Origin of the sequence: Microbacterium sp. NPDC079356, from assembly GCF_049545465.1 — a bacterium.
In the GTDB taxonomy this organism is placed as follows: Bacteria; Actinomycetota; Actinomycetes; order Actinomycetales; family Microbacteriaceae; genus Microbacterium; species Microbacterium gawkjiense.
Map to the genome: position 1 here is coordinate 313348 of NZ_JBMWDN010000001.1, position 19701 is coordinate 333048.

General features: G+C 71.7%; 17 protein-coding genes. 9 read left to right on the plus strand and 8 right to left on the minus strand.

Annotation, left to right across the window (positions count from 1 at the left end; translation table 11 throughout):
- The first annotated feature begins 40 nt into the window (after positions 1 to 40).
- A complete protein-coding gene (locus ACPEH0_RS01505) occupies positions 41 to 1285 on the plus strand; it encodes a CDP-glycerol glycerophosphotransferase family protein (protein ID WP_366213188.1) in 1245 nt (414 codons plus the stop codon).
- Positions 1282 to 2727, plus strand: a complete 1446-nt coding sequence (locus ACPEH0_RS01510; protein WP_366213187.1) for a CDP-glycerol glycerophosphotransferase family protein — start codon at positions 1282 to 1284, stop codon at positions 2725 to 2727. The genes ACPEH0_RS01505 and ACPEH0_RS01510 overlap by 4 nt, the downstream gene beginning before the upstream one ends.
- Positions 2728 to 2755: 28 nt before the next feature.
- On the opposite strand, the gene ACPEH0_RS01515 is transcribed toward ACPEH0_RS01510, so the two are convergent.
- The 6 genes from ACPEH0_RS01515 to ACPEH0_RS01540 all read right to left on the minus strand — a co-directional run bounded on the left by ACPEH0_RS01515 (position 2756) and on the right by ACPEH0_RS01540 (position 9363).
- On the minus strand, positions 2756 to 3823 hold the full coding sequence (locus ACPEH0_RS01515) for a glycosyltransferase family 2 protein (RefSeq protein WP_366213186.1): 1068 nt from the start codon (positions 3821 to 3823) through the stop codon (positions 2756 to 2758).
- Positions 3820 to 6327: a glycosyltransferase gene (locus tag ACPEH0_RS01520; protein WP_366213185.1), complete on the minus strand. Its 2508-nt coding sequence runs from the start codon at positions 6325 to 6327 to the stop codon at positions 3820 to 3822. The genes ACPEH0_RS01515 and ACPEH0_RS01520 overlap by 4 nt, the downstream gene beginning before the upstream one ends.
- A 30-nt stretch (positions 6328 to 6357) precedes the next feature.
- Positions 6358 to 7500, minus strand: a complete 1143-nt coding sequence (locus ACPEH0_RS01525; protein WP_363377993.1) for an acyltransferase family protein — start codon at positions 7498 to 7500, stop codon at positions 6358 to 6360.
- A gap of 77 nt (positions 7501 to 7577) precedes the next feature.
- Entirely contained in the window at positions 7578 to 7802 is a 225-nt protein-coding gene (locus ACPEH0_RS01530) for an SCO4848 family membrane protein (RefSeq protein ID WP_217530182.1), read from the minus strand.
- A 9-nt stretch (positions 7803 to 7811) separates the two neighbouring features.
- Positions 7812 to 8633, minus strand: a complete 822-nt coding sequence (locus ACPEH0_RS01535; protein ID WP_253034192.1) for a hypothetical protein — start codon at positions 8631 to 8633, stop codon at positions 7812 to 7814.
- Between the two features lie 40 nt (positions 8634 to 8673).
- Positions 8674 to 9363: a phosphocholine cytidylyltransferase family protein gene (locus ACPEH0_RS01540; protein ID WP_366213184.1), complete on the minus strand. Its 690-nt coding sequence runs from the start codon at positions 9361 to 9363 to the stop codon at positions 8674 to 8676.
- A 186-nt stretch (positions 9364 to 9549) separates the two neighbouring features.
- Between ACPEH0_RS01540 and ACPEH0_RS01545 the strand changes: the two genes are divergently transcribed.
- The 3 genes from ACPEH0_RS01545 to ACPEH0_RS01555 are packed head-to-tail and all read left to right on the plus strand — an operon-like array spanning position 9550 to position 12760.
- Positions 9550 to 10923: an ATP-binding cassette domain-containing protein gene (locus ACPEH0_RS01545; RefSeq protein WP_366213183.1), complete on the plus strand. Its 1374-nt coding sequence runs from the start codon at positions 9550 to 9552 to the stop codon at positions 10921 to 10923.
- Positions 10899 to 12452 (plus strand): hypothetical protein, encoded by a 1554-nt coding sequence (locus tag ACPEH0_RS01550; protein WP_366213182.1) that lies wholly within the window; start codon positions 10899 to 10901, stop codon positions 12450 to 12452. Before ACPEH0_RS01545 ends, ACPEH0_RS01550 begins: the two co-directional genes overlap by 25 nt.
- Before the next feature lie 41 nt (positions 12453 to 12493).
- Positions 12494 to 12760, plus strand: a complete 267-nt coding sequence (locus ACPEH0_RS01555; RefSeq protein WP_064001855.1) for a DUF3039 domain-containing protein — start codon at positions 12494 to 12496, stop codon at positions 12758 to 12760.
- On the opposite strand, the gene ACPEH0_RS01560 is transcribed toward ACPEH0_RS01555, so the two are convergent.
- On the minus strand, positions 12739 to 14067 hold the full coding sequence (locus ACPEH0_RS01560) for a nicotinate phosphoribosyltransferase (RefSeq protein WP_366213181.1): 1329 nt from the start codon (positions 14065 to 14067) through the stop codon (positions 12739 to 12741). The genes ACPEH0_RS01555 and ACPEH0_RS01560 overlap by 22 nt on opposite strands.
- 56 nt (positions 14068 to 14123) lie before the next feature.
- Between ACPEH0_RS01560 and murI the strand changes: the two genes are divergently transcribed.
- From murI to ACPEH0_RS01580, 4 genes are all read left to right on the plus strand, one after another.
- A complete protein-coding gene (murI, locus tag ACPEH0_RS01565) occupies positions 14124 to 14951 on the plus strand; it encodes a glutamate racemase (RefSeq protein ID WP_064001857.1) in 828 nt (275 codons plus the stop codon).
- Positions 14948 to 15691, plus strand: coding sequence for a ribonuclease PH (gene rph / locus ACPEH0_RS01570; RefSeq protein WP_064001858.1), 744 nt, complete (start codon positions 14948 to 14950; stop codon positions 15689 to 15691). The genes murI and rph overlap by 4 nt, the downstream gene beginning before the upstream one ends.
- On the plus strand, positions 15637 to 16275 hold the full coding sequence (gene rdgB, locus ACPEH0_RS01575) for an RdgB/HAM1 family non-canonical purine NTP pyrophosphatase (protein ID WP_217530173.1): 639 nt from the start codon (positions 15637 to 15639) through the stop codon (positions 16273 to 16275). The genes rph and rdgB overlap by 55 nt, the downstream gene beginning before the upstream one ends.
- Before the next feature lie 97 nt (positions 16276 to 16372).
- Positions 16373 to 17284, plus strand: coding sequence for a cation diffusion facilitator family transporter (locus tag ACPEH0_RS01580; RefSeq protein WP_366213180.1), 912 nt, complete (start codon positions 16373 to 16375; stop codon positions 17282 to 17284).
- A gap of 6 nt (positions 17285 to 17290) precedes the next feature.
- On the opposite strand, the gene ACPEH0_RS01585 is transcribed toward ACPEH0_RS01580, so the two are convergent.
- On the minus strand, positions 17291 to 19672 hold the full coding sequence (locus tag ACPEH0_RS01585) for an ATP-dependent DNA ligase (RefSeq protein ID WP_366213179.1): 2382 nt from the start codon (positions 19670 to 19672) through the stop codon (positions 17291 to 17293).
- Positions 19673 to 19701 lie beyond the last annotated feature (29 nt).

The window sequence follows — 19701 nt, forward strand, 5'->3', positions numbered from 1 at the left end:
CCGTCCGAGTCACGACCCCACCCCGCGATAGGCTCGCGGGGTGGGGTCTTTCTCGTTCGCGTCGGGCAATGCCGCCCAGGTGATGAGGCTTCCGCTCCACGTCCTCGGGCTCGTCCTCACCCGTGTCATCCCGCGCTCCCGGGACCTGTGGGTCTTCGGCTCCGCCGTCGGGATCGGCGAGGGCGCCCTCGCGCTGTGGCACGTCGCGGCCGCTGCGGGCGAACGTGCGGTGTGGCTCACCGGGTCGGATGCCGACGCGGATGCCGCGCGCCGAGCGGGCATCCCGTCGGCCCCCAAACGCGGGCTGCGGGGCTTCTGGCTCACCGCGCGCGCTCGCGTCGTGGTCGTCACGCACGGCGCCGGCGACGTGAACCGTTACGCCACGTCCGGGTCTTACCTCGTGCAGCTCTGGCACGGCATCCCGTTGAAGCGGCTCGGCCTCGACTCCCCGGTCACGGCGCGCGCACCCCTGCCGATCCCGGGGCTCGCCGGCCTGCTGCGGATCGCCTACCGGCACACCCAGCGACGCATCCGTCTGCTCCCGGCCGCCTCGCATCTCGTCCGCGGTCGGCTGGAGTCGGCGTTCGGGCTCGGTCACGACCGGGTGCTCGTCACGGGCGAGCCCCGTGTCGACGTGCTCTCGAGCGGGCGCTCCGCCGCCGAGGCCCGGGCGGACGTCGAGGCGCTCGTGGGGCCGCTCGGCGGCGCCCGAGTCGTGCTCTACGCGCCGACGTGGCGCGACGGCGAGCCGGATCCGGCCGTGCCGACCTCGAGCGAGTGGCAGACGATCTCGACCGCGCTCGAGCGCGTCGACGCCGTGCTGCTCGTGCGATCGCATCCGCTGGGGGCGGGGGAGTACCGCGCCGGGGCGGCGGGCGACCGCATCCGTCTGCTCGGGTCCGACCTGCTGCCGGACGTGACCCCGGCCCTCCCGGCCCTCGACGTCCTCATCACGGATTACTCGTCGCTCGTCTACGACACGGCGCTCGTGCCGGTACCGGTGGTGTTCTTCGCGCCGGACGAGGCCCGCTACGCCGCCGAGCGCGGGTTCTACGGTCGCTACCGCGACGTCGCGGGCGAGGACGTCGCCGTCGACTGGACTGGCGTCATGGCGCAGGTCACGGCGGTGCTGGGCGACGACCGCGAGCGCGAGCGCCGCGTCGCGCGTGCCGAGGCGCTGAGCGCGCAGGTCCACGCCTACCGCGACGGCCGCAACGCCGAGCGCGTCCACGGCGCCATCCGCCGCGGACTGTCGACCACGCGCCGGGGAAGGGGTCGAGGATGATCCAGGTGTCGCTGGTGGCCGGGGACGCGCTGCAGTTCGAGGGTCGCGGCCCCGCTCCCGCCGGGCTCCGTGCCGCGGGGCCTCGAGCCGTTTCCGCGGCGTCGATCTCGGCGGCGGATGCGGGCTGGCGAGCCGTCCTCCCGCTGCGGGTGTCGCGGTGGGGAAGGCCCGAGCTCGCGCTGCCCAGCGGCACCTACCGCCTCGAGTTCGACGGTCCCGCGCCGGGCTCGGCGGAGATCGCTCCGCTGGCGCGCACGGTGGCGGAGACCCTCGCCGTCGAGGTCCGCGACGGGCAGGTGATCGTCGGCCCGCCGCTGACCGAGGCCGACGCCGCGCCCGCCGGGCAGGCTGCGCTCGAGCGGGCCTACGCCGACCGATCGGACGACCTCGAGAACGCGGTCTTCTTCGAGAGCTTCTACGGCCGCAACGCCAGCTGCAACCCGCGGGCGATCGACGCCGAGATCGCGCGGATCGCCCCGACCGTCGTCCGCTACTGGAGCGTCGTCGACCGGTCGGTCGAGGTGCCGCCCGGCGCCGTCGCCGTGGTCGAGGGGTCCCCGGAGTGGTGGCGCGCGCGCGGTGCGGCGCGCCTGCTGGTCGTCAACGACTGGCTGCGCCGTCGGTTCGTCCGGCGTCCCGGCCAACGCGTCCTGCAGACCTGGCACGGCACACCGCTGAAGCGGCTCGCCCTCGACCGGCCCGGGTTCGACCCGCGTCGTGCTCTCGCCGTCGTCCGCGAGAGCCGGCGGTGGGACGTGCTGCTCGCGCAGAACCCGTACGCGGCCCGCATCCTCCGCACCGCCTACGCCTTCGGTCGGCGGCCCGTGTGGGTGGAGGGCTATCCCCGCAACGACGTGCTGCGCACCGGGGATCGCGACGCCGTCCGCCGCGCATTGGGCGTCGGGCCGGACGAGCGCGTCCTCCTCTACGCGCCGACGTGGCGTGACGACCGCGAGCAGATGGTCGATTTCCTCGACCTGCAGAAGCTCGCGCAGGATGCCGGGGCCACGGTCCTCGTGCGAGGCCACTCGCGGACCCTCCTCCCCGGCGCGGATGCGACGGGGCCGCGCGTCGTCGACGTCACCGGGTACCCCGACATCTCGGCGCTCCTCCTGGCGGCCGATGCGCTCGTCACGGACTACTCCTCCGTCATGTTCGACTTCACCGCCACCGGCAAACCGGTCCACTTCTTCGTGCCCGACCTGGAGCACTACCGCGGCAGGCTCCGCGGGTTCTACTTCGACCTGGCCGAACGGGCACCGGGGCCGCTCGCGGCGACGCAGGACGAGCTGACGGCGGGACTGAACGATCCGGACGTTCCCCAGCGTTTCGCGGAGCGCTATGCCTCCTGGAGCGCACGGTTCAACGCGCGCGACGACGGCCGCGCCGCCGAGCGTGTCGTCGCGCGCCTCCTCGACCAGGGCATGATCTCGCGCGACTGACGCCTCGCCGCTGCCGTGGCGGCTGTCGTCACGGCAGGGGCGTGTTGCGATCCAACCGTGACGTGTCGATCGTGTCCTTCGCCCCCCGCACGAGGCCGGCGAGGAAGCCCGCTCCCCAGGAGAGGTGCATGGTGGGCAGGACCGCGGCCAGCCAGGCGCGTTCCCGCAACGACCGCCCGGCGACGACGCCGAAGCCGAGGACGCCGAGGATGTAGAGCGCGATCGGCAGGTGGACGACCGACAGGACCGCCGAGGCGACACCGCTCACCAGGCCGGTGACCTGCAGCACCGCGATCACGAGGCTCGCCACGACGGCGGCGACCAGCGCGGGCGGTGCGAAGAAGCGGAGCGAGTTGAGCCGCCCGAACCGGCGGACGAGCTCACCGCGCCAGGTCCCGGTTGCGACGAACTGCCGCGCTAGGCGCGCCCAGCTCTCGCGCGGCCAGTACGTCACGGCCAGCTGGGGGTCGAACCAGACGCGGTAGCCGGCCCGACGGATGCGGAGGTTGAGTTCCCAGTCCTCGCCGCGGCGGATCGACTCGTCGAACAGTCCGACTTCCTCGAGCACCTCGCGTCGCATGACGCCGAGGTAGGCCGATTCGGCCGGGCCCTCCGGCGCCCCGACGTGATACGCCCCGCCGCCGAGGCCGGCGGGGGAGTTGTAGGCGATCGCCACCGCGCGTTGGAACGGGGTGCGCCCGTCGGCGCGCATCACGCCACCGACGTTCGCGGCGCGAGCGCGCTCGAGGGTGGCGAGCGCGCGCCGCGTGTACCCCGGGGCGAGTTCGGAGTGCGCGTCGACCCGCACGATCGTGGGATGCCGCGCGGCGCGGATCGCGAGGTTCAGGGCCACCGGGATGTCGGCCTGCGGGTTCTCCACGAGACGGATGCGGGGGTCCGCCGCGGCCAGTCGCCCGGCGAGCTCCGTCGTCCCGTCGCTCGAGGGGCCGAGCGCCAGGATCAGCTCCGCGGGTCCGTCGACGTCCTGCTGGAGGACCGTCTGCACCGCGCGCTCGAGGTAGTCCCGTTCGTTCAGCACGGGCATGACGAACGTGACTCCCGATCCGGGCGCCGGCACAGGGGCGTCGACGGTCACGACGCGCCGGGGGTACGGGGGATGAGAGCGTCGAACTGGGTGAGCACCTCGGCGGTGTAGGCCGCGACGTCGAGGGATGCCGGTGCCACGCGCCCGGCGAGGAAGTCCGCCATCCCCGCGGCGAGGGCGGTGTCCTCGCGGTCGACGATGTGCATGTCGTCGCCGGGGAGCGCACCGCGGGCGGATCCGAAGGCGGTCGAGACGATCGGGAGGCCCAGCTGCGCTGCCTCGATGAGGACCATGGGCTGGCCCTCGTAGTCGCTCGAGAGGACGAAGCAGTCGCACCGCCGCATGACGGATGCCGGGTCCCGCAGCGGCCCGGTCAGGATGACGCGTCCGGTGAGTCCCGCGTCGCGGACCTGCTGCTCCAGGTCGCGACGGAGGGGCCCTCCGCCGACGATGAGCAGCTGGGTGTCGGGTTCGGTCGCGGACAGGAGGGCGAAGGCGCGGATCAGGCGCGCGTGGTTCTTCTCGGTCGAGAGCCGTCCGACCGTGACGAACCTGCGGATCCCCGGCACCGCGAGGGCGGCGTCGAGCGTCTCGCCGAGCACGGCATCCTCCTCCGGCTCCTCGCCTTCCTCGTCTCGCTCGTCGAGTGCGGCCGCGGACACGATGTCGGGCAGGTTCCGCAGGGTGACGAACCGGTCGCCGGGGGCGTACTCCGCCAGCTCGGCGCGGTTGAGGTCGGTGAGGGCGGGCGACACCGAGACGAGCTGGTCGTAGGCCCGGTACATGGCGAACACGCGGCCGAGAGACCGGCGGAACGGCTGCTTGCCGTTGACCGTGCGGTCGCGATCGGCGGCCATCTCGTTGTGCAGCCAGATGGCGCGGACGGCGCGCGGCGAGTGCAGCATCAGGTGGGCCCAGAACGGGCTGTATCCGCTGAAGTCGGCGACCCAGTCGAACGTGGCGGACCCGAAGATGCGCGTCCACTCGTCGCGCCAGAGCGTGCGGTGGCCGAGTCGCCGGTGGGCTCGCAGCGGGTCGGTGCTGACGTCGGCGACGCGCCGCATGATCTGACGGGCCTTCAGCCCGTTCATGCCGCCGACGCGGAAGACCTGCCGGATGCCCGGGTCGAGTCGCGACTGGTTGTGCGTGGTCGTCGCGCCGCGCGGGAACGCCATGAGCGCCGTCACGTCGTACTTCTCGGTGTCGAGCGAGTTCAGCAGGTTGACGGCTGCGGTCGTGATGCCGTTCAGACGCATGCCGCCGAGGTAGAACAGCAGGCGCGAACGCTCGTCGCGGCGCACCGGGCGGACCCGGCGCTCGGCGGTGCGGCCCCGGAACACGACGTCGATGACCCTGGACGTGGCTCCGCCGTCCTCGTGGGGCACGAAGCGGCGGGCCCAGTCCGCGTACCGCGGGTGCGCTGGAGCACCGGGGGCCAGGAGCGCGGCCAGGTCGCGCCCGAGCGCCTCGGGGTCGGTGTGCACCGGACCGGGCAGTTCGTCGAGCGGCATGTAGGTGCCGCGCTCGGCGCCGTACGCGTCGCCGTCGGGCACGAGGAAGCCGATCGGCCGATCGGTCGCGAGGTAGTCGAAGAAGATCGACGAGTAATCGGTCACGAGGGCGTCCGCGAGACCGAGGAGCACGTTGGTCGGCGTCGTGTTGGGAACGAGCAGGCGGCGCAGTGCCGGGATGCCGCTGGCCGCGCGGTGGACCACCTGGTGGGTCTTGAGGAGGACGACGACGTCGTCGCCGAGCTGTCGCTGCAGGCCCGCCGCCTGGTCGGCGAGATGGGCGAGGTCGGCGTCCGGCGCCTGGAACGAACTGCCTCGCCACGTCGGTGCGAACAGGACGATGCGCCGGCCTGTGAGCTCGATGCCCAGACGGCTCCCCAGGTCGGCGATCCGGGCGACGCGTTCCGCCTCGGGCATTCGCTGACGGTCGATGCGGGGGTAGCCCTCTTCGATGATCGCGCCCCGGTAGACGTTGCGCAGCTGATAGGCGTCCTCGTACATGGTCTCGGCCATGAAGGGGTTCGCCGCGAGGAGGTAGTCGGCGTTCAGCAGGTTCCGCAGGGTGTTGGCGGACTCCCGTGCGCCGCCCGGCATGTCGAAGCCCATCAGCTTCAGCGGAGTGCCGTGCCAGGTGTTCAGGTAGACCTGTCCCACCCGCTTGCTGAATGCCGTCGGGAAGGTCGCGTTGTTGATGAGGTACCCCGCGGTCGACACCGCACGCCAATAGGCGCCGCCGCCCCGGGAGACGATCTCGACCCGCCGGTCGCCGGCGAACTCCGCGCGGAGGGTGGCTGCGGCATCCGCGTCACTGATCGCCCAGATGTGCGTCAGGTCGGCGAACTCAGGATCGGCGAGGAGGGCCCGGAAGATCGCCTCGGGATTGCAGAGCGCACCGTTGCCCGCGAAGGACTCGTAGAGGACCGTCCGATGCCGGATCGGCCGCGACCGGGACCAGGCGATGAGTTCGGAGGTCGGCACGCGCTTGGCGCGGGTGAGGGCGGAGCGGATGGCACGGGTGACGGCGGGCGGAAGGGGCGAACGCATGAGGGGTGCTGTGCTCTCGTCGACGGCAGGTCAGGGCGCGACTTCTCCGGCCCGGCGACGCGCTCGCGCCGCAACTGCTCGGTGAACGCGTCGCGCCGCCTTGTGCATTCTAGCTTCGACCGCCTCGTAGAACCCCCAGGCGACCAGGAGGCTGAGGGGGATGCCGAGAAGACCGACGAGCCCCCAGGCCTCGGATCCGAACGCGAAGGCGAGGGTGGCGAGCACCGGCACGTGGACGAGGTAGAGGCTGAAGGAGATCTTGCCGAGCCACTGGATCGGGCGTGTCTCGAAGAGCCGGATCGCCGGCCGCCACGCGAGCGCGACCAGCACGGTGCCGGCAGCACCCGGTGCGGCGAACGCCCACAGCAGGTGATTGAGGTCGGTGCCGCTGGGGAAGATCGGGCGCGCCAGCCAGCTGCCGATGAGCATGAGGGCGCTCACCAGGGTGAACAGCGGCATGAACCAGCGCGGGCGGGGGCGTTCCACCCAGGCGAGCAGGTCCGGCATCCGCGCAGCCATGATCGTCCCGATCACGAAGACGGGGAAGTAGAGCAGTTCGCTCTGCTCGAAGAGGCGCCCGACGACGCTCAGGGCGCAGCAGACGATGACCGCCGCGAGCGCGTGCCGCCGCACGAGCAGAGCCAGAGCCGTCGCCAGCGGCAGGACGATCGAGTAGAGCAGTTCCCAGTGGAGCGACCACAACGGGTTGTTGAGGGGATACTGACGCGGAACGAGCGATGCCTGTGCCAGGAACGATCCCGCCGACACGCTGTCCGCGTGCGTCTCCGCCATCCAGGACCCCGGCGGCATGCGCGACGGGTCGCGGGGGACCAGGAGGATCAGGATCGCGCTCAGGGCCAGCGAGGCGATGACGGGTCCGTAGAGGCGGACGACGCGGGCCGAGAGGAAGCCCATCCAGGAGAAGTTCTCCTTGAAGACCGGCAGGACCACCACGAGTCCCGAGAGCACGAAGAAGACGAGGACCGCTTCGTTGCCGGCAGTGAGGAGTTTGACGGGGGACTGGGAGATGACCGCCCAGCTGACGGTTCCCTCCAGCAGCGGCTCCGCGATCAGCAGCCAGTGGTGCAGGAGCACGACGAGGGCGGCCACTCCGCGAAGTCCGTCCAGGCTCTGGATCCGGCCGGACGGCTGCTGCGAGGGAGTCGTGACCATTCGACAACGCTAGTCAGTCCGCGCGCCGCCTCCACACCACTTGCGCGCGCCGGGCCGGGTGTGCAGCCCCGCGACGGTCAGCTGCCGACGCCGGTGGCGGCCAGGACGCCGACGACGAGGGATGCCGCCGCGAGCAGCAGGGCGACGCCGATGAGGACGGCGTGCACGACGAGGAACCGGGTCGGTCGGCCCTGCGCGTCCCGCGCCCGTGTGTCGCGAGAGACGCGACGGAAGAACGTCGGCCACACGAGCACGTTGAACAGGGCGTTGGCGATCAGAAGGGCCACGAGGATGGGGAGCACGCGGCCACGCTACCCGCTGAGGGCAGGGTCGTCGCCGTGTCGCTTCCTGCGGGATCGCGGCAGCCGACGCGGAGCGACGGCCGTGAGCTCCGCCGGGAACTCGAGCGGCGGCGGACCGAAGGCGCGCCGGGCTCCGACGATGACCCGTCGGCCGAGGATGTGGTTGCCGCCGCCGCCGATGACCGCACCGATGCCGAAGGGGAGTGCCCGCCCGAGGAGGGACGCGCTGCCCTGGGCGGCGAATCGACGGAGGAAGGCGCCCTTGAGGCGGTCGATGAGGGGACCGACCATCGCTCGCGGCAGCGACGTCGTGATCATCTGGCCCCAGTACGCATCGCGGGCCGGGCCGGTGCCGCTCACCTGGCGGGCGAATTGGCTCACCAGGTCGACACCCTCGCGACCCACCATGAGGGTCAGCACGAGTGCACGGGCTCGGTCGGGATCGTTGACGCGGATGCCGTGCACCTCCGCCAGGGACTGTGCGAACAGGGCTGTCGCCTCGAGGAATCCGACGGTCTCGGCACCGCTGAGCGCGAGCGTCACGCCCGTGCCGATGCCGGGCACGACGGCGGTGGCGCCGACGGCGGCACCGCCGGTCGTGACGGTGGCGAGGTAACGACGCTCGAGGATCCGGCCCATCTCGGCCGGGGTCGCTTCGGGATGCCGCGCGCGGATCGTCCGCAGGTGCGCGAGGACGGCCGGCCGCTGCACCGCGAGCACGCGGTCGAGCAGTCGGATCATCCACGGGTGCTCGGGGGAACCCTCCGGGGGGAGCCCGCCCGCCCAGGGCGCCCCGTCCGGAAGGGAGTGGATGCGGGGGACGTCACTCATGGTGGATCTCACGATGCGCCGGGACGCATCGTCCGCTGCCTCAGACGTAGAGGTTCGCCCGATCGAGGTCTTCCGCGAAGTCGACCTCGACGGCGTACAGGTCGGAGATGTCGAGGGGCCGCAGCTTCAGGCCGTTGTCGGCGATCGCGAGCTCGAGACCCCGCTCGAAGTAGTCCTGGTTGTCGACGTGGCCCAGCTGAGCGATGAGCGCCGGCTTGTCGGCGCGCGAGATGTAGTTGATCCCGACCGCTTCGCCGAGGCCGCCGACGACGGTCTTCGACAGGTCGGCGATGTTGCCGTCCGCGTCGACGGTGTACTTGACCTCTTCGTCGCTGACCTTCGAGGTGTTCACCGTCACGAAGGACTGGTCCGCCTCGATGAGCGCCAGGGCCCGGCCGAGCACACGCGGATCGAACACGACGTCGCCGTTCATCCAGAGGACACCCGACTTGCCCGTCGCCTTGAGGGCACGCAGCAGGCTCTTGGACGTGTTGGTCTGGTCGTAGCGGTCGTTGTAGACGTAGTCGACGTCGGGGAAGGCCTCGACGATGGTCTCGGCACGGTAGCCGACCACCGTGGTGATGTGGGCCTTGGGCCCGAATGCCGCGCGGATGTTGTCGTGCTGCTGCCCCATGATGCTGCGGCCGTCGCTCAGCGCGGTCAGCGGCTTGGGCAGGCTGCGGCCGAGGCGCGAGCCCATGCCGGCTGCGAGGATGACGATCTTGGTCACGGGGTGCTCCTGACGATGTGGTCACTGTCCGTACATCGGAAAGACACATCTTCGTGCCGCCCTCGATGCTATCGGTGTCACCTGAAAAGGGCCCGTATCCTGGCCCGACGTTGTGCATTCGTGATAGAGCGACCCCCTGTGGCGTGCGCCGGAAGTCGCACCGGTCGGGCTTGCTAAGTTTGAGGGGTGACGCCTCCCAAGACACGACCGCCCCGCAAGAAGGCTCCCGTGTCCGGCGCCGACAACCCGGTTCCGCCGCCTCCGCCCGTACCCGTCGACGAGGTCGCGCAGGCCCTGCCGCCCAAGCCCGAGGTGCCGGCCGCCGTCGCCGCTGCGCGGTTCGAGGAGGCCTCTCGCGACCCGGGTGAGGCCCCCGCCGACCAGGACGACGCGACGTCGGAGCCGGTGTCGGAGCAGGAGGTGCTGCCCGAGGCCGAACCCGAGGCTCAGCCCGAGCCCGAGGCTGACGGCGAGCCCGAGGGAGAATACGAGTCTCCAGCCGAAACCGAGCACGTCTCCGCATCCGAACCTGAACCCGAGGTCGAACCCGAGGCCGGCGTCGAAACCGAGCCCGAGACCGAACTCGCGGCCGGCGTCGAAACCGAGCCCGAGATCGAACCCGAGGTCGAACCCGAGCCCGCGATGGAGCCCGAGGTCGAGCCCGCGCCGGAGACCGAGCCGGACCCGGCTGACGAGACCGCGACGGACGACGACACGGCGACCGACGCCGGCGCGCTCGAGACGGCGACGGCCGTCCTCGACCTCGACGGCGCCGAGGCGGGCGCCGACGCATCCGATCCCGCCCCGGCACTGCGACTGGAGAAGGTCTCGAAGTCGTTCGGTCGCACGCGGGCCGTCGACGCCGTCGACCTCGAGATCCCCGCGGGCACCTTCTACGGGTTGGTCGGACCCAACGGCGCGGGAAAGACGACGACCCTCTCGATGATCGCCGGTCTGCTGCGGCCCGATGCCGGGACGATCGTCGTCGGCGGGGTCGACCTGCAGCGGGATCCGCGCGCGGCGAAGGCGCTGATGGGCGTCCTGCCCGATCGGCTGCGCACGTTCGACCGCCTCACCGGGCGGCAGTTGCTGCACTACTACGGCGTCCTGCGCGGGCTCCGCCCGGCCGTCGTCGCCGAGCGGACGGAAGACCTCGCCCGCGCCTTCGATCTGACCGCGGCGCTCGTGCGGCCGGTGTCCGACTACTCGGCGGGCATGACGAAGAAGATCATGCTCGCGGGCGCGATGATCCATGCTCCCCGCCTGCTCGTGCTGGACGAACCCTTCGAGGCGGTCGACCCCGTCTCGAGCGAGGTGATCCTCGAGATCCTCACGGCGTACGTGGCGCGCGGTGGCACCGTCATTCTCTCGAGCCACGGCATGGAGCTCGTCGAGCGCGTCTGCGACGGCGTCGCCGTGATCGTCGCCGGCCAGGTGCTGGCCCATGGATCCGTCGACGAGGTCCGTGGTGATCACACCCTCGCGGAGCGCTTCGTCCAGCTGTCCGGCGGACTCAGCGACGTGGAAGGCCTGGAGTGGTTGCACACGTACTCCGACTGAGGCTCGCGCTGCTCGCGGGTTCGCTGAACGCCCGCCCCGGCGTGCTCGTCCGCCGCCTGGCCGCCTTCGGGATCCTCGCGGTCGCCGTGGCGGCGGTGTGCGTCGCGCTCGTCCGGCTCGACCGCGTTCCGGATGCGGATGCGGCGACGCTCGTCGTCGTGGGCGGATCGCTCATCGTCGGCGGCTTCCTCCTCGTACCGCTCTTCACGGGCGCCGACGATCCTCTCGACCCCCGGCGGTTCGTCGTGACGGGCGTCGAGCCTCGGATCGTCGCGTGGGCGGTGGTGGCGGCATCCCCCTTCGGGCTACCGGGACTCGTCACGATCGCCGTCGCGGTCGCGATGTCCGTGGCGTGGATCGGTCACGGCGCGTCACCCGCCCTCGCCGTCCTCGCCGCGGTGCTGTTCGTCGCCACCAACGTCCTCGCCGCGCGGTGCGCGATGGCCGTCTCCGTCCTCGCCCTCCGCGAGCGCAGGTCGCCGCAGCTCACGGGCCTGATGGTCACAGCGGCCGCGATCGTCGTCATCCCCGTGGCCGTGTTCGCCTTCTCGCTCGAGTGGTCCGGGGGTCTGCCCTCGCAGCTGGCCGAGGCGGCGCAGGTGCTGGGTGCGACGCCTCTCGGGGCAGCCGTCGCCATCCCGCTACGCACCGGCGGCGACCTCGTCGTCTCGGTCCTCGTGGCCCTCGTGACCGTGCTCGCGCTGGCGGGTGCGTGGCGGCTGCTCGTCCAGATCATGATGAGCGCAACGGAGCGCGAGGTACCGGTGCGCGAGCGTCGCGGACTCGGCTGGTTCGCCGTCATGCCCGGCACCCCCGGCGGCGCGATCGCCGCGCGCAGCATCGTGTACTGGTCGGGCGACCCTCGGCACCTCGCCAACATCGTGGTCGTTCCCATCGCCTCCGTCCTCATCGTGCTGCCGCTCCTGGTGGTGGGCGTGCCGTTGTCGACCGTCGCGCTGATCCCGCCGCCGATCCTCGCGCTGTTCCTCGGCTGGCTCGTGCACAACGACCTCGCGTACGACTCGACCGGGATCTGGCTGCACATCTCCGCCGGTGTCCGCGGCGTCGCCGACCGGGTGGGGCGCCTCGTCCCCGTTCTGCTCCTCGGGGTGCCGCTCCTGGCGCTCGCCATCACCCTCTCGATCTGGGTCCACGGGCGGTGGGTGGTGCTCCCGGCCCTCGTCGGAGTCTGCGTCTCGCTCTTCGCGACGGGTCTCGGCCTCAGCTCTGTGGCGTCTGCGGCCGCGCCCTACGCGGTCTCGCGTCCCGGAGAAGGACCGTTCGAGCAGCCGCAGCGCACGGGCGGGTCGGTCGCTCAGGCGGCGGTCCTGTTCGGGGCGATCATCCTCTCCGTCCCCGCGCTGTGGTCGGGCTGGCTCGCGCTCGGCGGCGACGAGGGCGTCGCATGGACGTCCTTCTGGGCCGGCATGGGTGTGGGGGTGACGGTTCTGGCGGTTGGGATCGCCGTCGGCGGGGCGGTCTTCGAGCGCCGCACGAGCCGCCTCATGGAGTTCGCCGAAACGCACTGACCCCCGTCCACGAGGGTCCCGCCGGCAGTACACTCGGGGGAATGAGCACGCCGATCGACAGCCCGGATCAGGGCGGCCTCGCCACACTCGACCGTGAGCTCGAGGAGCTCATCCGCGAGGAGTCCATCGAGCCGGGTGACCATGAGCGGTTCTCGCACTACGTCAAGAAGGACAAGATCCTCGAATCGGCGATCACCGGCAAGCCCGTTCGCGCGCTGTGCGGCAAGAAGTGGACGCCGGGGCGCGACCCCGAGAAGTTTCCGGTGTGCCCCACGTGCAAGGAGATCTACGCCTCGCTCACCTCGTAGACCGTCGGCAGCGTCGGATCGGCGCGGCTGAGGGCGAGAGCGGTGACAGGCAGCTCCTCCCGCACGCGCAGGTGATGCGCCCGTGCGGCGGCGACGCCGTCGGGTCCGAGGTGCGCGGCATCCGCTTCGCCCTGCTGGACCAGAGCGACCTGCAGCGGACGGGCATCGGGGTGGGCGGCGGGCGTGTCGAGCTCGTCGAAGCCGGCGGCGACGGCGACCACCTCGCCCGTCGCGACCCCGTCGACGCGGGTGCGGAACGCAGCCTTGCGTCCGCCCACGGACGCCTTCGACGTCGAGGCCTTCGCGACGGAGACCCACCCGCCGTCGGCGCCCTGCCGTGCGACGAGCTTGTAGACCATGCCCGCGGTCGGAGTGCCCGATCCCGTCACGACCGAGGTCCCGACGCCGTAGGCGTCGACGGGGGATGCCGCCAGTGCCGCGATCGCGAACTCGTCGAGGTCGCTCGTCACGGTGATGCGGGTACCCGTGGCGCCGAGTTCGTCGAGCTGCGCGCGCACCGACGCGGCGACGGTCGGGAGGTCTCCCGAGTCGAGGCGCACGCCTCCGAGGCCGGTGCCCGCCACACGGATCGCCGTCTCGACGCCCTGGCGGATGTCATAGGTGTCGACGAGGAGCGTCGTGTCGGTGCCGAGCGCGTCGATCTGGCTGCGGAAGGCGTCCTCCTCGGTGTCGTGGAGCAGTGTCCACGCATGTGCGGCCGTCCCCATGGTCGGGATGCCCCAGGTGCGCCCGGCCTCGAGGTTGCTCGTCGCGGAGAAGCCCGCGATGTAGGCGGCCCGGGCTGCGGCGACGGCGGAGCGCTCCGCCGCACGGCGCGACCCCATCTCGGCGAGCGGGCGGTCGCCGGCGGCGATGCTCATGCGCGCCGCAGCGGTGGCGACCGCCGAATCGTGGTTGAGGATGCTGAGGGCGAGGGTCTCGAGGATGACGGCCTCGGCGAACGAGCCCTCGACCGTGAGGATCGGCGAGCCGGGGAAGTAGAGCTCTCCCTCGCGGTACCCGCTGATCGTCCCGCGGAAGCGGTAGTCCTCGAGGAAGCGGATGGTCTCGGCGCTGACGATGCGGTTGTCGCGGAGGAAGGCGAGCTCCGCCTCCTCGAACCGGAAGTCGGCGAGTTCCGCGAGCAGTCGCCCGGTTCCCGCGACGACACCGAAGCGGCGTCCGCCCGGGAGGCGGCGGCCGAAGAGCTCGAACACGCAGCGGCGGTCGGCGGTGCCGTCGCGCAGCGCGGCATCCAGCATCGTGAGCTCGTAGCGGTCGGTCAGCAGCGCCGTGGACATGCCCATGCCGTCACTCTAGCCACGCGCGAGTGGACCCCCGCGCGAGACTAGGCTGGACGATCGTGACGGACGCACCGATCGGGATCTTCGACTCCGGAGTGGGCGGCCTCACCGTCGCCCGCGCTGTCTCGCAGCTGCTGCCGCGGGAGTCGGTGCTCTACATCGGCGACACGGCGCACTCCCCGTACGGACCGAAACCGATCGCCGACGTGCGGCGCTACGGCCTCGAGGTGCTCGACGCCCTCGTCGACGAGGGCGTGAAGATGCTCGTGATCGCGTGCAACACCGCGTCGGCGGCACTCCTGCGCGACGCTCGGGAGCGGTACGACGTGCCCGTCGTCGAGGTCATCGGCCCCGCCGTGCGCACCGCCATCTCGACCACGCGCAACGGGCGGATCGGCGTCATCGGCACCGCGGGCACCATCGGCTCGGGCGTGTACCAGGACATGCTCGGCGTCAACGAGCGCCTGAGCGTCTTCGCCCAGGCTTGTCCGCGCTTCGTCGACTTCGTGGAGGCGGGGGTCACGGACACGCCCGACGTCCTGCGCGTCGCCGAGGAGTACCTCGCGCCGTTGCGTCACGCGGGGATCGACACCCTCGTGCTCGGCTGCACCCACTACCCGTTCCTCGAGGGCGCCATCAGCTACGTGATGGGCCCGGACGTGTCGCTCGTCTCGAGCGACACCGAGACCGCGAAGGACGTCTATCGTCAGCTCGTGTCGCGCGACCTGCTGGCTGGACCGGACGCGGAACCAACGCATGTCTACGAGGCGACGGGGGATTCCGCCGAGGACTTCCTCCGCCTCGCCGACCGGCTGATGGGACGCGGTGTGAGCAGTGTCCGCCTCGTCCAGACCGGTGCCATCGACCTACCGAAGGAGACCTCATGACCGAGACCACCCGTGCCGACGGCCGCGCCGTCGACCAGCTGCGCCCCGTCACCATCGAACGCGGCTGGAGCGCCCACGCCGAGGGGTCGGCCCTCATCTCCTTCGGGGGAACGAAGGTGCTGTGCACCGCATCCTTCACCAACGGCGTCCCGCGCTGGCTGACCGGCAAGGGCAAGGGGTGGGTCACCGCCGAGTACGCGATGCTGCCGCGCGCGACCAACTCCCGCAACGACCGCGAGTCCATCAAGGGCAAGGTCGGCGGCCGCACCCACGAGATCTCCCGGCTGATCGGTCGCGCGCTCCGCGCGGTCGTCGACACGAAGGCGCTCGGCGAGAACACGATCGTCATCGACTGCGACGTGCTCCAGGCTGACGGCGGCACCCGCACGGCGGCGATCACGGGCGCCTACGTCGCCCTCGCGGACGCGATCGAGTGGGGCCGGGCCAAGGGGTTCGTCGGGAAGAACGCGAAGGCGCTCCTGGACTCGGTGGCGGCGGTCTCGGTCGGGATCATCGACGGTGAGCCCATGCTCGACCTCGCCTACGTCGAGGACGTGCGCGCCGAGACCGACATGAACGTCGTCGTCACCGGTCGCGGGTTGTTCGTCGAGGTGCAGGGTACCGCCGAGGGGGCGCCCTTCGACAAGCGGGAGCTCGACGCGCTGCTCGACCTCGGGGTGAACGGATGCGGCGACCTCCGCGACATCCAGCTCGCCGCCCTCGCGCAGGAGCGCGCGTGAGCCGTATCGTCCTGGCGACGCACAACGCGCACAAGGTCGAGGAGTTCGGTGCGATCGTCGCCGCGACGCGGCCCGACCTCGAGGTCGTCGGCTACGACGGACCCGAGCCCGTCGAGGACGGCGTGACGTTCGCCGAGAACGCGCTGATTAAGGCGCGCGCGGCGGCCGTCCACACGGGGCTCCCCGCGATGGCCGACGACTCCGGGATCAGCGTCGACGTGCTCGGCGGCTCGCCCGGTGTGTTCTCCGCCTACTGGGCCGGGCACCGCAAGGACGGCGTCGCGAACTACGAGCTGCTGCTCGATCAACTCTCCGACATCACCGACCCGCATCGGACGGCGCAGTTCGTGTCGACGGTCGCGCTCGTCGTCCCGGGCGGCGAGGAGCACGTGGTGACGGGGATCTGGCCGGGCCGGCTGGCGACGGCTCCCGCGGGTGGGAACGGGTTCGGGTACGACCCGGTGTTCCTGCCCGACGACGCGGAGGGGCGGACGGCCGCGCAGCTGTCGGCCGCGGAGAAGAACGCGACGTCGCATCGTGCCCGTGCATTCGAGGCGCTGGCGCCGCTCCTCGCCGCGCTCTGACCCACGCCCGCGCACACGGCTGAGCCTGAGAATCGGACTCATTCCCGAGTAGGCCGAACCGGGCGGGAGGGCGGCCGCCCCGCCCTACCCTCGAGGTATGCACGATCACGCGCCCACCGGCATCCGCGGCGGACATCCCCGCCGCTTGCTCGCTGTCTCGCTGGGCATCACCGCGACCGTGCTCGTCATCCAGCTCGTCGGCGCGATCCTCACGGGATCGCTCGCGCTCCTCGCGGACGCCGGGCACATGTTCACCGACAGCTCGGGTCTCGTCATCGCCCTCATCGCGGCGTCGGTGGCGGCGCGTCCCGCCGACGAACGCCAGACCTACGGCTACCAGCGGGCCGAGGTGTTCGGCGCGCTGCTCAACGCCGTCATCCTGATCGTGCTGGGCGGATGGATCGCCGTCGAGGCGATCTCCCGACTCGTCGACCCCGCCGACGCCGAGGTGCAGGGGCTGCCGATGCTCGTGGTCGCGGTCATCGGCCTCGTCGCGAACGGCGTCTCGCTCTACGTCCTGAGCGCCGCTCAACGCACGAGCATCAACGTGCGCGGCGCCTACCTCGAGGTGCTGGGCGACCTCATCGGTTCCGTCGTCGTCATCCTCGCCGCCGGGGTCATCTGGCTGACGGGATGGATGCCGGCGGACGCCGTGGCCTCCCTCCTCATCGCCGCCCTCATCGTGCCCCGCGCCGTCGCCCTGCTGCGCGAGGTGTTCGCCGTGCTCGGGGAGCGCGCGCCGGCGGGGACGAAGGTCGCCGACATCCGGGATCACATCCTCGGCGCCGAGGGCGTCGTCGACGTCCACGACGTCCACGTGTGGCAGCTCACCCGGGGCGCGCCCGTGTTCACGGCCCACGTGGTCGTCGCACCCGACCACTTCGCCGACGATCGCGCCGGCGCACTCCTGTCGCAGCTGCAGTCCTGCCTGTCCCGGCATTTCGACGTCGCGCACTCCACGTTCCAGCTCGAACCCGCCGGTCACGTCGAACACGACGCCCACGCCTGACGCCGGTCAGTCCTCCATCCGGACCTGGTCCGGGGTCTTGTCGGGTCGCAGACCGCGCCAGCGCGCGTGGCGGAGGGTCCCGTTCGGCGTCGCCTCGGCGTACTCGACCTCGCCGACGAGCTCGGGGCGCACCCAGAGCGCATCGGATGCCTCTTCCCGGCCAACGTCGACGAACGGGTTCTCGTCGGTGCGCAGCGGGGTGAGCGCGGCATCCAATCGAGCGAGGGTCGCGTCGCCGAAGCCGGAGCCGACCCGACCGACGTAGTGCAGCCCGTCGGGCGTCGGGATCCCCATCAGGAGCGACCCGATCCCCCCTGAGCGACCGCCCTTGCCCGGACGGATGCCGCCGATCACGATCTCCTGCATCAGGGTGAGCTTGACCTTGAGCCACTGGTCGCTGCGCTGACCGCGTCGGTAGACCGACGACGGGTCCTTGACGACGACACCCTCCAGATCCATCGCGCGCGCCGTGGCGAGGGCGTCGTCGACGTCGTCCGCGATCGGGGGGAGGACGATCGGCTCGTGCGCATCGGCGGCGAGCCGTTCGAGGAGCTCCCTCCGCTGCGCGAGGGGCAGCGGCCCGGCATCCCTCCCGTCGATTTCGAGGACGTCGAATAGCAGGTACTGCACCGGGATCCGCCGCGCCTCGCGTTCGATCTCGGGCGTCTTCGTCAGGTGCATCCGGTGCTGCAGCAGGGAGAAGCTCGGTCGACCGCGTTCGTCGGAAGCGACGATCTCGCCGTCCACCACGCAGGAGGCGGGACCGAACGCCGCCGCCGCGGTCACCTCGGGGTAGCGCGCCGTGATGTCGGTGCCGCTACGGGCCCGCAGCCGCAACGTCTGTCCGTTCCAGATTCCGAGGGCACGTACGCCGTCCCACTTGAACTCGACCCAGGCTCCCCATCGCTCCGCCGCGCGGCGCGCCAGGGGAGGGGTGGAGGTCGTCGCGAGCATCGGCGACGGCGTCGGGAGGGGCGTGCCGGCGGAGGGCGGCGACGCGGATGTCGGAGGGGCGGATGCGGGGGGCGCGGCATCCGTCTTCATCCGGTGCAGCAGCCACTGCGACTTCTCGCCGTCGCCGCTCGTGCGGATGAGGGCGAGCCGCACCGAACCGAGCGGACCGCCCTCGCGACCGGTCGCGGTGAAGATCACCTCGTCGTCGCGCCACTTCTCCAGCGCGAAGGTGCCGCTGTCCCAGATCGACATCGACCCGGCACCGTACTCGCCCGCCGGGATCTCGCCCGCGAAGCCCAGGTACTCCATCGGGTGCGGCTCGGTCATGACCGCGAGGTGGTTCGTCGAGGGGGAGTCCGGGATGCCGCGCGGCACCGCCCAGCTGACGAGCACGCCGTCGCGTTCGAGACGCAGGTCGTAGTGCAGGCGCCGGGCGTGGTGCTCCTGGATGACGAAGCGCGCGGAGCCGGCGGACGGTGCGCCGGCGGGGGAGTCCGGCACGGGCTCGGGCGTCTTCGCCGCGGAGCGCTTCGCGATGTACGAGGTGAGCGGCCCGGCATCCGTCGGCGCCAGCGCGGCGAACAGGTCGCCGACCTCGCCCAGCCGCTCGAGGACCTCGTCGAAGAGCAGGTGGCGCAGATCGGGGTCGTCGAGCTCGTCCCAGCTGCGCGGCGCGGCGACGGTCGGCCGGTCGCGGCCCCGCAGCGAGTACGGTGCGATCGTCGTCTTCTTGCCGTTGTTCTGGCTCCAGTCGAGGAACACCTTGCCGGGACGGGCGGCCTTTGACATCTGACTGACGACGAGGTCGGGGTGGTCGGCTTCGAGCAGGCGGGCGAGTTCTTTCGCGAAGGCGCTGATCTCGTCGCTCGTGCGGGATCCGTCGAGGGGGGCGTACAGGTGGATGCCCTTGCTGCCGCTCGTGACGGGCACCGGGTCCATCCCGAGGTCGATCAGGATCGCGCGCGCCCAGCGCGCGACCTCCGCGCACTCGGCGAGCCCCGCTCCCGGGCCCGGATCGAGGTCGAGGACAAGTCGGTCGGGGTTCCGTCGTCCCCCGGTGGCGTCGAAGCGCCATTGCGGGACGTGCAGTTCGATCGAGGCGACCTGCGCGAGGTAGACGAGAGTCGGGATCCCGTCGACGAGCGGGTAGTCCTTCGCGCCGGTCGAATGCTCGATGGGCCGCCGCGCGACCCAGGGCGGCGCCCCCGCTTCGAGGTGCTTCGCGAAGAACGAGCCCTCGCCGGTGCCGTCGGGCCAGCGGATGCGGGTGACCGGCCGATCGGCGAGGTGCGGCAGCATCGCCGGCGCGATGCGGGTGAGGTAGTCGATGACCTCGCCCTTGGTCGTCCCCGTCTCCGGGTACATGACCTTGTCGAGATTCGTCAGCCGCAGGCGGCGCCCGTCGACGACGACCTCCTGGGGTGGGGCTGGCATGGGCCCAGAGTAGTGCGCAAGCCCTGTCG